The sequence below is a fragment of the Agrobacterium sp. CCNWLW155 genome, from assembly GCF_036888815.1.
Taxonomy (GTDB): Bacteria; Pseudomonadota; Alphaproteobacteria; order Rhizobiales; family Rhizobiaceae; genus Agrobacterium; species Agrobacterium radiobacter.
In genome coordinates this window covers 184,353-196,869 of the sequence record NZ_JBAKFW010000001.1, presented here as the reverse complement: position 1 = coordinate 196,869, position 12,517 = coordinate 184,353, and the positions used below count along the sequence as shown (strand labels likewise).

Genomic DNA, 12,517 nt, shown 5'->3' with positions numbered 1-12,517 from the left:
CTCGGTAGAGAGCAAGGGCAAGCCGGATGATTGAGCCGCTTTCGCATTCCCCGTTCCCTGGGGCCACTTTCAAGGAAGAGATCGACGGCGACACGCTGCATGAAGAATGCGGCGTGTTCGGCATTCTCGGCCATGCCGATGCCTCGGCGCTGACCGCTCTCGGCCTGCATGCGCTTCAGCATCGCGGCCAGGAAGCAGCCGGCATCGTTTCCTTCGATGGCAAGCGCTTCCATCAGGAACGCCATATGGGCCTCGTCGGCGATCATTATACCGATCCGGCAACCCTTGCCCGCCTGCCCGGCTCCATCGCGATTGGCCACACCCGTTATTCCACGACAGGCGAAGTGGCGATGCGCAACGTGCAGCCGCTGTTTGCCGAGCTGGAAGAAGGCGGTATTTCCATTGCCCATAACGGCAATTTCACCAACGGCCTGACGCTGCGCCGCCAGATCATCGCCACCGGCGCCATCTGTCAGTCTACCTCCGATACCGAAGTCGTCCTTCACCTCATCGCCCGTTCGCGCCACTCCTCCACCGCCGATCGTTTCATCGACGCTATCAGGCAGATGGAAGGCGGTTATTCGATGCTGGCCATGACGCGCACCAAGCTGATTGCCGCGCGTGACCCGATCGGCATCCGCCCGCTGGTGATGGGCGAGCTTGATGGCAAGCCGATCTTCTGCTCGGAAACCTGCGCTCTCGATATCATCGGTGCGAAATTCGTCCGCGACGTTGAAAACGGCGAAGTCATCATCTGCGAAATCCAGCCTGACGGTTCGATCACCATCGATGCGCGCAAGCCGTCGAAGCCGCAGCCGGAGCGTCTCTGCCTGTTCGAATATGTCTATTTCGCCCGTCCCGATTCCGTCGTCGGCGGCCGCAATGTCTATACGACGCGCAAGAATATGGGCATGAACCTTGCCAAGGAAGCCCCGCTGGAAGCCGATGTCGTGGTTCCGGTTCCCGATGGCGGCACGCCGGCAGCTCTTGGTTTTGCGCAGGAAAGCGGTATTCCCTTCGAATACGGCATCATCCGCAACCATTATGTCGGCCGTACCTTCATCGAGCCGACGCAGCAGATCCGCGCTTTCGGCGTCAAGCTCAAGCATTCCGCCAACCGGGCGATGATCGAAGGCAAGCGCGTGGTGCTGGTGGACGATTCGATCGTGCGCGGCACGACCTCGGTCAAGATCGTGCAGATGATCCGCGAAGCGGGCGCCAAGGAAGTGCATATCCGTGTCGCCAGCCCGATGATCTTCCATCCGGATTTCTACGGTATAGACACGCCTGACGCCGACAAGCTGCTGGCCAACCAATATGCCGATGTCGAAGCGATGGCGAAGTTCATTGGCGCCGATTCGCTCGCCTTCCTGTCGATCGATGGGCTTTATCGTGCCGTTGGCGGCGAGAATCGCAACCATGCGCGTCCGCAGTTCACGGACCATTATTTCACCGGCGACTATCCCACCCGCCTTCTCGACCAGAACGGCGAGGCCATGGGCAGCAAGATTTCCATGCTGGCCAGCAACGGCTGATTTTCCAGATCAACAAGCGGCCACCGGCTTCCGGGGCCGCTTTTTTCTTGCCTTTTGTTCAGGCAAGCGCATGCGACGATATGATCGCTTGCGAAAGGCCAGCGGCGCTTCGTAGAAGGAAGCGCAATCATTTCGGGGGAGACCATGACTATCGATCTCAAGGGCCGCATCGCTCTCGTTACCGGCGCTTCGCGCGGCATCGGCTATTTCACCGCGCTGGAACTTGCCAAGGCCGGCGCGCATGTCATCGCCTGCGCCCGCACGGTGGGCGGCCTTGAGGAGCTGGACGACGCCATCAAGGCCGTCGGCGGCACGGCGACGCTCGTTCCCTTCGATCTCTCCGACATGAAAGCCATCGATGCGCTGGGCGCCAATATTTTCGAGCGCTGGGGCAAACTTGATATTCTCGTCGCCAATGCCGGCGTTCTCGGCGTCATCTCGCCGGTTGGCCATATCGAAGCGAAAGTCTTCGAAAGGGTCATGAACATCAACGTTACCGCCACCTGGCGACTGATCCGCTCGGTCGAGCCGCTGCTTCTGAAGTCGGATGCCGGCCGCGCGCTTATCCTGTCCTCGGGCGCCGCCCATAGCTGTCGCCCCTTCTGGGGTGTCTATTCCACCTCCAAGGCGGCAGTCGAAGCACTGGCCCGCACCTGGGCTGCTGAGACGCAGAAGAGCGCGCTTCGCGTCAACAGCATCAATCCCGGCGCCACCCGCACCGCCATGCGCGCTCAGGCCATGCCCGGCGAAGATCCGACAACCGTACCGCATCCATCAGAGGTGGCGGCGGCCATTCTTCCGCTCGCCTCGCCCGATCTGACCGAAACAGGCAAACTCTTCCTCGTGCGCGAGGGAAAATTCGTGGACTACCGCCAGCCGGAGTGAATATTTTCCGCTCGGAGCGGCGATACGGCCACCACGGTTGCTCTTGACCGGGCCGCACCGCCGCGCCATAAAGCAAGATATGAGAACGATGATCTGCACCTGCTGCTGAGATTTTTTTGCTGGTTCGCCACCGGCCAGATCGTTTTCGTCTCCCGCAAGGTCAAGAAAGATAAACGTTCCGGCCAGGATAATATTCTGCCTCTAGGGAACTGCCGCATGTCCTTGCGCCTGAAATTTCACAATACACTCACACGCGAAAAAGCGGAATTTGCGCCGATCGACGCTGACAATGTGCGCATGTATGTCTGCGGTCCGACCGTCTATGATTTTGCCCATATCGGCAATGCCCGCCCGGTCATCGTGTTCGATGTTCTCTACCGGCTGCTGCGCCACGTCTTTGGCGAAGACCATGTGACCTATGCCCGCAACATCACCGATCTCGATGACAAGATCAACGCGCGGGCGCTGCGGGATTATCCGCATCTGCCGCTGAACGACGCCATCCATGCGGTGACGAAAAAGACCGCCGACCAGTTCCATGAGGATGTGGCCACGCTCGGTTGCCTTCCGCCGACCGTCGAGCCGCGCGCCACCGACTATATAGCCGAGATGATCGACCTCATCGAGAAGCTGATCGCCCGCGGCCATGCCTATACGGCAGGCGGCGAGGTGCTGTTCGATACCCGGTCGATGGCGGATTACGGCCAGCTTTCCAAACGGCCGCTGGACGAACAGCAGGCGGGCGCGCGCGTGGCGGTGGAAGCCCACAAGAAGACCCCCGGCGATTTCGTGCTGTGGAAACTGTCCTCGGATAATGAACCGGGCTGGGAAAGCCCCTGGGGTCGCGGTCGTCCGGGCTGGCACATCGAATGCTCGGCCATGGCCGGTCGCTATCTCGGTGAAGTTTTCGATATTCACGGCGGCGGGCTCGACCTCATCTTCCCGCATCACGAGAACGAAATCGCGCAATCGCGCTGCGCCAACGGCACGCATGTCATGGCCAATGTGTGGATGCATAACGGCTTCGTGCAGGTGGAAGGCCGCAAGATGTCGAAGTCCGAGGGTAACTTCGTGACGATCTACGAATTGCTGCACACGGAGAAATTCGGCGGCCGGCAATGGCCGGGCGAGGTTCTGCGCCTTGCCATGCTGATGACGCATTATCGCGAGCCGATCGATTTTTCGGTGAAGCGTCTGGAAGAGGCTGAACGCCTGCTCGCCAAGTGGCCGGCGGCGGAAGCCTCAGATGCCGCCCCGGACGAAACCGTGCTCGAGGCGCTCGCCGACGATCTCAACACGGTTGCCGCCGTTCAGGCCCTGCATGCGCTGGCGCATGCCGCCAATACCGATCCATCCAGGCTGCCCGCCTTTGCGGCGAGTGCTGCCCTGCTCGGTGTCCTGCCGAAGAAGACGGAAATGGACGAGGCCATCGTTTCCGCCGTCGATGCGCTGGTTGAGCTGCGTCTGGAAATGCTGAAGGCGAAGAACTTTGCGGAGGCCGATCGTTTGCGTGACGAGCTTTCCGAGAAGGGCATTCAGCTGAAGGATGGCAAGGACAAGGAGACCGGGGAACGGACGACGACGTGGGAGTTGAAGCGGTAGGCTCCGCGTTCGAGGCTACCCCCCTCTGCCCTGCCGGGCATCTCCCCCTCAAGGGGGGAGATCGACCTGCTGCGAGGTCTCGCCCATCTCAAAGCTTGAGAGTGGAGCAACGGTAGTGCTTCTAGCTGATCTCCACCCTTGAGGGGGAGATGCCCGGCAGGGCAGAGGGGGGTTAAGCGCCACGGTACGCCCTTGCTTTCGCCCACACCATACTCCAATCTCGCGGCACCCCATCAAGCTGCGAGCATTCCCGTGCCCCATGCCAAGGTCGAGCTAGAACATCGCGCGTATGCCCGGCAGGTGCGAAAGACTATGACCGACGCCGAACTGAAGTTCTGGAACGCTGTCCGCGCTCACCGCCTTGACGGCCTGTCTTTCAGACGCCAGCTGCCAGTCTCCGGATATATCGTTGATTTCGCTTGCCCGTCGCATAAGATCATCGTCGAGTTAGATGGGTTTCAACATGCGGAAGACGCTGCGGCGGCCTATGACCAGCAGAGAACACGGACGTTTGAGGAACTTGGCTGGACAATCCTCCGTTTCTGGAACGAGGATATTCTGAAGGACATCGACAATGTCTGTCTCCACATTATCCGAACGGTGAAGGAGGACCGGCCATGACAACATATACCGGCGGATGCCAGTGCGGCGCGATCCGTTTTCGCGCCAGCGGGGAGCTGAAAGACAGTTCCATATGCCATTGCCGCATGTGCCAGAAGGCCTTTGGTGCCTATTACGCGCCGCTGGTTTCGGTGCGGGGCGTGGAGTTTGAATGGACCCGGGGAGAGCCGAAACGCTTCCAGTCCTCCAGTGTCGTCAAGCGCGGTTTCTGCCCCGAATGCGGTACGCCGCTAACCTATGAAGCGCCTGATGGCGTAGCGGTGGCGGCCGGGGCCTTCGATGATCCCGCCGCGCTGCCGCCGACCATTCAGTGGGGCGTGGAACGCAAGATCGATTTCGTCGACAGCCTTCACACACTGCCTGCCGTTGCCACCGAGGACGACCTGACGCAGGTGGACTATCTCGCCGATCTCGTTTCCTATCAGCACCCCGACCACGACACAGAAAACTGGCCACCGGAGAACAGATAATGAGCGAAGCGGGATTTTCCGGCGGCTGTCAGTGCGGCGCCGTGCGTTTCCATGCGGGCAAGCTCGGCCGCGCTTCCATCTGCCATTGCCGCATGTGCCAGAAACATTTCGGCAATTTCTTCGGCGCGCTGGTCAGTGCCGATCAGGCGCACCTGACCTGGACGCGCGGCCAGCCATCCCTCTTCCGCTCCTCGGCAAAAATCCATCGCGGTTTCTGCAACAAGTGCGGCACGCCGCTGACCTATCATTATCCCGGCGGCGTGGAGATCGCCATTGGCGCTTTTGACGAGCCGGAGCGCATCGAACCGCAGGTGCAGGTCAATTTCCACAAGCGCATGCCGTGGATCGAACAGCTCTTCGGCAAGCCGGCAGTGGAACAGGGCGTCGACGAGGCGGAGATCACCTCCTATCAGCATCCGGATCACGACACGGCCAAATGGCCACCCGAAGGAAACTAAGACATGACCGAAGAATTGTGCGGCTTTTACCCCGAGATCGAACCTTTCGAGACCGGCATGCTCGATGTCGGCGACGGCCACACGATCTATTGGGAAAGGGTGGGCACACGCGGTGCAAAGCCGGCGGTTTTCCTGCATGGCGGTCCGGGTGGTGGGGTGAACCCGACGCATCGCCGGGTTTTTGATCCGGCACTTTACGACGTCATCCTGTTCGATCAGCGCGGCTGCGGCCGTTCCACGCCGCATGCGGAACTGGAAGCCAACACCACCTGGCATCTGGTCGCCGACATGGAAAAACTGCGCGCACTGTGCGGCTTTGAAAAATGGCTGGTTTTCGGCGGTTCCTGGGGCTCGACGCTGGCGCTCGCTTACGCCGAAACCCATGCCGACCGCGTCAGCGAACTGGTTCTGCGCGGCATCTACACCGTCACCAAGCCGGAGCTGGACTGGTATTATCAGTTCGGCGTATCCGAAATGTACCCTGATCGCTGGGAAAACTTCATCGCGCCAATCCCTGAAACGGAACGCGGTGCGATGATGCAGGCCTATAATCGTTATCTCACCGGCGCGGACGAAACCAAGAAGCTGGAATGCGCCAGGGCATGGAGCCAGTGGGAAGGCGCGACCATCTCGCTGGTCACCGATCCGGAACGGGTCGAGGATTTCGGCGAGGACAAATATGCCATCGCTTTCGCACGCATCGAGAACCACTTCTTCGTCAACGGCTGCTGGCTGGAGGAAGAGCAATTGCTGCGCAATGCCGGCAAGCTCAGGGATATTCCGGGTGTCATCGTGCATGGCCGTTACGACATGCCCTGCCCGCTGAAATATGCCTGGCAGCTTGCCAAGGCCTGGCCGAAGGCGGATTTCCATATCATCGAGGCGGCCGGACACTCGATGAGCGAGCCCGGCATCCTTGACCAGCTGATCCGCGCAACCAACCGTTTTGCAGGGAAATAATCAGTCTTTTCAGAGCTTTGGCCCGGCCGGATGAGAGAATGATTCACGCGGGCTTTCCAGCGGCTATCATCCGGCAGATTGCGACAGCAGCCCGTTTCAAGGGCAAACCGCCTTTTATTCATGCAGTTTTTCTCATGGACGCTTCACGGAAATGAATTGGCTCGCACCACGCCGATCCGGTATGAAGGGCCATCCCTAATAATTGGCGGTACTCCCATGGCACTCGATAAAACGCTCCCGGCCCAAGAGGGCGGCGATAGCGCGCGCGGTTTTGCTTTCGCGCTTTCCGCATATCTGCTGTGGGGGTTCCTTCCCTTCTACATGAAGGCGGTTGCGCATATTTCGCCGATCGAGGTCATCGTTCACCGCGTCGTCTGGTCGGTGCCGATCGCCGCTGCCGTACTCATAGCGATCGGGCGGACGACGGAAATCAGGGCGGCGCTGAAAAACCCGAAAATGCTTGCCATGGCGAGCCTTACGGCCGCTCTGATCAGCATCAACTGGGGTGTCTATATCTGGGCGATCGGTGCGGGTCGCGCGCTCGATGCGGCTTTGGGTTATTTCATCAATCCGCTGTTCAGCATCTTCCTCGGGGCAGTGCTTTTGAAGGAAAAACTCTATCCGGCGCAGATCGCCGCCATCGTTCTGGTGGCGCTCGCAGTCGCGATCCTCACCTGGCATGCGGGCAGCCTGCCGTGGGTTTCCATTGCGCTCACCGTGTCCTGGGGTTTTTACGCCTTCTTCCGCAAGACGCTGCCCATCGGCGCAACGCAGGGCTTCCTGCTTGAAGTCATGCTGCTGTCCATCCCTGCCGTGCTGGTCATGGCCTGGCTGGGGTTCAGCGGACAGGCGCATTTCATGGGTGGCAATGCGGCCGACACCTGGCTTCTGGCAGCCAGCGGCGTCATCACCGCCGTGCCGCTCATCCTCTATGGCAATGGCGCAAAACTGCTGCGGCTGTCGACCATCGGCATCATGCAATATATCGCGCCGACGATGATCTTCCTCATCGCCATCTTCGTCTTCAAGGAACCCTTCGACATGGTGCGGATGGCGGCCTTTGCGATGATCTGGGTCGCGCTGGCGATCTATACAGGCTCAAGCCTGCTGCGGCTCAAGCGATAGGGCCTACGGCGTCGGGATTTCTATCCTTCCTCATTCCCCGTGTTCGTCACAGGAATGAGCGAAGTGGAAGTTAATAGTCCACCAGCAATTGCGGTGTCGCGTCATAACCGAAACGCGGCTTGACGCCGAGAAGGCCTGCCGTCTGGGCGATGATTTCGCGGGTCATGGGGGCTGCTGTCGAGGCCGCCGTGCGCCCGCCGTTCACGCCGGTCCTCGGAGCATCGATCATCGTCAGCACGACATATTTCGGCTTGTGCATGGGAAAACCGGCCACGAAGGCGTTGAAATTGATATCCTTGGCGTAACGCCCATTGATCACCTTGTCGGCGGTTCCGGTCTTGCCGCCCACGTGAAATCCCTCCACCTGCGCGCCACGGCCGGAGCCCTTGATGCCGTTCCAGTTGAACAGGTAACGCATATCCGCACTGGTCTTGTCTTTGATGACGGTGCTCGCCAGCGATACCGCAGCCTCTTTCGAACGCGGCAGGAAGGTCGGCGAAATCAGGCTTCCGCCATTGATGAGGGCTGCTGCAGCCACCGCCGTCTGCAACGGGGTGGTGGCGACGCCATGGCCGAAGGAGATGGTGACGGAATTGATCTTCTTCCAGTTTCTCGGCTGGGTGGGGGTGGCCACACCGGGCATTTCCGTGTCCATTCTGGTAAGAAGCCCGAGTTTCGTCAGGAATTGCTGATGGCCTTCGACACCGACCTTGTCGGCCACCGCCGCTGTGCCAATATTCGATGAATATTGAAACACCTCCGGAATGGAGAGCGGCCGGTTCCGGCCCTTGAAATCCTTGATGGTGAAGCCGCCCATGCGGATCGGCCGCGACGCATCGACCACCGAATTGAGTGTGATCGCCCCCGCATCCAGCCCCATGGCGAGGGTGAAACTCTTGAAGGTTGAGCCCATTTCGAAGGTGGCGTTGCTCATGCGGTTGAACCAGCCCTTTTCATACTCCCTGTCGATGCTGCCATCGGCAAGGGTGCGGGAAGGTTCGTTCGGATCGTAATCCGGCACGGAGGCCATGGCCAGTACTTCGCCCGTCTCCACATCGAGGATCACCGAACCCGCCGCTTCGGCCTGATACGCGCTTTTCGCCTTCACGACCACTTCGCGGACGATGTTCTGTACCCTGAGATCGATGGAGAGCCGCACCGGCTCCAGCGGCGCGCCGCTGGCAAGACCGACGGCGCGCAGATCGGCCAACCCCTGCTGGTCGAGGTAACGCTCCATGCCGGCAAGCCCCTGATTGTCGACATTGACGTGGCCGATAATATGCGAAGCGGTGGGGCCACCCGGATAAAACCGTCGCTTTTCCGGCCGGAAACCAATGCCCGGTATGCCGAGATTGAGAATATCCGCCTGCTGCCGGGGTGTCAGCTGACGTCGCAGCCATTGGAAGCCGGTATCCGAACGCAATCTGCGGTGCGTTTCACGCCAGTCGATGTTGGGAATGACGGTTGCGAGTTTTTCCACCACCTCGTCCGGATCGACGATCCTGCGCGGATCCGCATAAAGCGAGACCATATTGAGATCTGTCGCCAAAAGCATGCCATTGCGATCGACAATATCCGGCCGGGAAGCGACGGCATTGACGCCGGTGTTGATCCATGCGGTCGCCACCGGTTCGGCAAGGCCATATTGGACGAGACGCGCGGCGACGACACCATAGATGACGACAAAGGCGGCAATCAGGATGCCGAGCCTCATGCGCGCATCGCCCCTGCGACGGGCGGCGGAGCCGAGGATCGCCTCACTGCCCTCTCCGGGACTTCTCCTGATAATGAAATGCGCCCGGCTTTTGAGCCGCACCACAAAAGCAATCATTTCCTGATGACACCCACCCTCATGGCGGCGAAAACGAATTCCGCGACAACCAACGCCCTATTGAGGCTGGCACAAGATCATTCGCGGGGCCATGGAAAGAGCGGGCGGACCGATGCCGCCGTTAAATCTGTATTAATATACATTTAAAATTGTAACGAACCCCCAAGGGGCCGTTAACAATCGTCACGCCTAGAGGCGGGAAATCACCGAGGGATCGCCTTCCGGGTTCTGCTGCGCCAGCGCCCGGTCGATGATAGCGGGCACGATATCCTTCACCTCGTCGATAACGAGCGGGTTGAGAAGGTGGGCGCGGTGGATGAAGCCCTGGTCGCGCATGTGCTGCACCAGCTCCAGCATCGGGTTCCAGAAACCGTTGATATTGGCGAAAACCATCGGCTTGGCGTGACGGCCAAGCTGCGCCCAGGTCATGATCTCGACGATCTCTTCCAGGGTGCCGACACCGCCCGGCAGCGTCACGAAGGCATCCGAGCGCTCAAACATCATATGTTTGCGCTCATGCATGTCCTTGGTGATGACAAGCTCGTTCAATTGTCCGAGAGAATGGCGCGTTGCCTCCATATCGACCAGAAATTCCGGTATGATGCCGGTTACTTCGCCGCCATTGGAAAGAACGCCGCTGGCAACCGCGCCCATGATGCCCTTGGTGCCGCCGCCATAAACGAGGCGAATGCCGTTTTCGGCAATGGATTTCCCAAGCGCGCGGCCTGCTTCCATATGGGCCGGATCACGTCCGGGCTGGGAGCCGCAATAAACGCAGATGGATCGAATCGGTGTATTTTTGTCCGTCATGAAGGGAAGGAACTATGTGCGATGCGGCACGTCAAGAAAATTTGGGAAATCCCTTGCAAATATGGCCTTTTGGCCACTCGCCGCTTGTCTGTCGCAAGGTAAGACGCTAGCAATCTCAACTCGTGTGAAAAGCTTGAAATACCCGGAGATTCCAGGATGAAAAACAATAAAGCCGGTTTGCTGGCGCTGATCGTGCTGGGCATTGCGTCCCTGCTCATGATCTTTTTCGTCCTGCCGCGGATTTCCAATGACGGCAAACCGATCGGCGACGCCATCAACGAGGCCGGCAACGCCGTGAAGAACAGCGTTGAAATGGGCAGTGACAAGGCGGGCGACATCCTCTCCGATGCGGCCGAGGAGACGGCCAACATCGCCGATAAGGTGGGACGTCTGGCGGCTTCCGCAACCCAGTCGATCAAGGATCTGACCACGCTTTTCGCCGACAGCAAGGTTCCCTCCGACGCCGACTTCGCAGCGGCACGCAAGAAGGTCGAGACCTCGCTCAAGGAACTGACGAATATCGAAATTCCCGAGTCGCTGGATGAAACGACGTCGCGGCTCATCACCACGGCCCGCACTGCGGCCGAACGCACCACGGCGTTCCTGCGCGGTCTGCCTGACAATGCGGCGGCGGCGGCGGCACAGGTGCGTCGTCTGGCGGGCGTCTTCGCCGGCACCGACGATGGTGCGCCCGAACCGGCAAAGCCGGCCGCAGCACCAGCCGATACGGCACAGTCTTCTTCCGGCGCGCCGACTTTCGACGTGCTGCGCGTCGAGCCCGATGGTTCGGCCGTGATCGCCGGCAAGGCGCAGCCCGGCGCAAAGCTCGAAATCCTCAGCAACGGCAAGGTGGTCGCCCAGACGACCATTGACGGCACCGGCGATTTCGCTGCCGTTTTCGACAATCCCCTTCCCCCGGGCGATCACGAGCTCGTGCTGCGTTCAACCGACGCCAACGGCAAGGCGACGCAGTCCGAGGAAGTGGCGACCGTTTCCGTGCCTGATGGCAAGGCGGGCGAGCTTCTGGCCATGGTTGCCAAGCCTGGCAAGGCAAGCCGCGTGCTGGCCATGCCGGAGGCAGCACCCCCGGCGCTTAAGCCGCAGGCCGCGCCATCGCAACAGCCTGCGGCCACATCTGAGACCAGCGCCAACACCGCCGCCGCGCCGCTCGCCGGTACTACAGCTCCGTCCGCCGCGGCTCCGCTAACGTCGAGCGTTCAGGTCACTGCCGTCGAGTTCGAAGGATCGAAGATTTTCGTCGCGGGTTCCGCGCCCGCCGGTTCGACGGTGCGCGCGCTTGTCGACGACACGGAAATCGGCAAGACCACGACGGAAGCCTCGGGTCATTTTGTCATCGAAGGCGATGTCGATCTTGCCGTCGGCAGCCATATCATCACCGTCGAGGAACTGAATGCCGACGGCACCGCGAAAGTGCGCGTGCGCGTTCCCTTCGAGCGGCCGCAGACCGATCAGGCAACCGTCGCCATGCAGGCGCCATCCACCTCATCTTCGGCGACCACGACCGCGGCACCGGCTGAAAACCAGAGCACGGCAAGCGACCGCGCCGCTTTCGAAAAGCTGCGCGCCGATGTCGCCAAGGCCTTCGGCATTCTCTCCAATCTCTACAGGGATCAGGCGACGCCGGCGCTCGACCAGGCCATTGCCGGCCGCTCCGCCGTCGTCATCGGCCTGAAATCGCTTTCGGAATTCCGTACAGCGGCCGCGACCGAGCCCGCCTTCACCGCCTTTGCGGGCGATATCACCGCCAAGGCGCGTCAGCTGCTGACATCGGTCGAGGCATGGCCGAACGACGTGGCGGCAATCGGCAAGGGCATCGCTTCGCTCGCAAGCCGGCTCTCCGAACTGCACATCACCGCGCCGCCCGCACCGGCACCGCAGGCCCCTGCTGGCCCGCAGACCTTCGAGCAGGCGCCGCTGGCCGAAAGCCAGAACAGCGTCATCATCCGCCGCGGCGATACGCTGTGGCAGATTTCGCGCCGCGCGTACGGACAGGGCGTGCGTTATACGACCATCTATCTCGCCAACGAGGACCAGATCAAAAACCCCGACCTGATCGAGCCCGGCCAGATTTTCGGCGTGCCAAAGGAAGCCCTGCCGAATTCGGAGGAACTTCACCGCAAGCGGCTGAAGAGCGGTTCCTGAGCATTTGAAGCGTTGCGGTGAACCCGTGACGACCCTATCTGTGACACGCGCGGCGGC

General features: G+C 60.7%; 11 protein-coding genes. 9 read left to right on the top strand and 2 right to left on the bottom strand.

Annotated features, from left to right (window positions below; translation table 11 throughout):
* Positions 1–26 precede the first annotated feature (26 nt).
* From purF to rarD, 8 genes are all read left to right on the top strand, one after another.
* Positions 27–1,535, top strand: a complete 1,509-nt coding sequence (purF, locus tag V6S97_RS01015) for an amidophosphoribosyltransferase (RefSeq protein ID WP_003502024.1) — start codon at positions 27–29, stop codon at positions 1,533–1,535.
* A 144-nt stretch (positions 1,536–1,679) separates the two neighbouring features.
* A complete protein-coding gene (locus V6S97_RS01010; RefSeq protein WP_003502023.1) occupies positions 1,680–2,420 on the top strand; it encodes an SDR family NAD(P)-dependent oxidoreductase in 741 nt (246 codons plus the stop codon).
* 216 nt (positions 2,421–2,636) lie between these two features.
* Positions 2,637–4,022 (top strand): cysteine--tRNA ligase, encoded by a 1,386-nt coding sequence (gene cysS, locus V6S97_RS01005; protein ID WP_003502021.1) that lies wholly within the window; start codon positions 2,637–2,639, stop codon positions 4,020–4,022.
* Between the two features lie 312 nt (positions 4,023–4,334).
* Positions 4,335–4,643, top strand: coding sequence for an endonuclease domain-containing protein (locus V6S97_RS01000; RefSeq protein WP_003502020.1), 309 nt, complete (start codon positions 4,335–4,337; stop codon positions 4,641–4,643).
* On the top strand, positions 4,640–5,113 hold the full coding sequence (locus tag V6S97_RS00995) for a GFA family protein (protein WP_003502018.1): 474 nt from the start codon (positions 4,640–4,642) through the stop codon (positions 5,111–5,113). Before V6S97_RS01000 ends, V6S97_RS00995 begins: the two co-directional genes overlap by 4 nt.
* The gene (locus V6S97_RS00990) at positions 5,113–5,571 is read left to right on the top strand and encodes a GFA family protein (protein ID WP_003502014.1); all 459 of its coding nucleotides are present in this window, start codon (positions 5,113–5,115) and stop codon (positions 5,569–5,571) included. Before V6S97_RS00995 ends, V6S97_RS00990 begins: the two co-directional genes overlap by 1 nt.
* A gap of 3 nt (positions 5,572–5,574) precedes the next feature.
* Positions 5,575–6,531, top strand: coding sequence for a prolyl aminopeptidase (gene pip, locus V6S97_RS00985; protein WP_020810189.1), 957 nt, complete (start codon positions 5,575–5,577; stop codon positions 6,529–6,531).
* A gap of 216 nt (positions 6,532–6,747) precedes the next feature.
* Complete coding sequence (gene rarD, locus V6S97_RS00980) at positions 6,748–7,656, top strand: EamA family transporter RarD (RefSeq protein ID WP_003502010.1); 909 nt, start codon at positions 6,748–6,750, stop codon at positions 7,654–7,656.
* A 70-nt stretch (positions 7,657–7,726) separates the two neighbouring features.
* Here the strand turns inward: rarD and V6S97_RS00975 are convergent, their stop codons facing one another.
* Both V6S97_RS00975 and V6S97_RS00970 read right to left on the bottom strand, forming a co-directional pair.
* On the bottom strand, positions 7,727–9,487 hold the full coding sequence (locus V6S97_RS00975) for a peptidoglycan D,D-transpeptidase FtsI family protein (protein ID WP_112292818.1): 1,761 nt from the start codon (positions 9,485–9,487) through the stop codon (positions 7,727–7,729).
* A 189-nt stretch (positions 9,488–9,676) separates the two neighbouring features.
* Positions 9,677–10,297, bottom strand: a complete 621-nt coding sequence (locus V6S97_RS00970) for a TIGR00730 family Rossman fold protein (protein ID WP_003502006.1) — start codon at positions 10,295–10,297, stop codon at positions 9,677–9,679.
* 156 nt (positions 10,298–10,453) lie between these two features.
* Here V6S97_RS00970 and V6S97_RS00965 point away from each other — a divergent pair, with 156 nt between their 5' ends.
* A complete protein-coding gene (locus V6S97_RS00965) occupies positions 10,454–12,460 on the top strand; it encodes a LysM peptidoglycan-binding domain-containing protein (protein WP_334425914.1) in 2,007 nt (668 codons plus the stop codon).
* The last annotated feature ends 57 nt before the right edge of the window (positions 12,461–12,517 follow it).

Coding starts and splice junctions, on each gene's coding strand:
- rarD (WP_003502010.1), top strand. CDS start 6,748: ATGGCACTCGATAAAACGCTCCCGGCCCAAGAGGGCGGCGATAGCGCG.
- V6S97_RS00965 (WP_334425914.1), top strand. CDS start 10,454: ATGAAAAACAATAAAGCCGGTTTGCTGGCGCTGATCGTGCTGGGCATT.
- V6S97_RS00970 (WP_003502006.1), bottom strand. CDS start 10,297: ATGACGGACAAAAATACACCGATTCGATCCATCTGCGTTTATTGCGGC.
- pip (WP_020810189.1), top strand. CDS start 5,575: ATGACCGAAGAATTGTGCGGCTTTTACCCCGAGATCGAACCTTTCGAG.
- V6S97_RS01010 (WP_003502023.1), top strand. CDS start 1,680: ATGACTATCGATCTCAAGGGCCGCATCGCTCTCGTTACCGGCGCTTCG.
- cysS (WP_003502021.1), top strand. CDS start 2,637: ATGTCCTTGCGCCTGAAATTTCACAATACACTCACACGCGAAAAAGCG.
- purF (WP_003502024.1), top strand. CDS start 27: ATGATTGAGCCGCTTTCGCATTCCCCGTTCCCTGGGGCCACTTTCAAG.
- V6S97_RS01000 (WP_003502020.1), top strand. CDS start 4,335: ATGACCGACGCCGAACTGAAGTTCTGGAACGCTGTCCGCGCTCACCGC.
- V6S97_RS00975 (WP_112292818.1), bottom strand. CDS start 9,487: ATGATTGCTTTTGTGGTGCGGCTCAAAAGCCGGGCGCATTTCATTATC.
- V6S97_RS00990 (WP_003502014.1), top strand. CDS start 5,113: ATGAGCGAAGCGGGATTTTCCGGCGGCTGTCAGTGCGGCGCCGTGCGT.
- V6S97_RS00995 (WP_003502018.1), top strand. CDS start 4,640: ATGACAACATATACCGGCGGATGCCAGTGCGGCGCGATCCGTTTTCGC.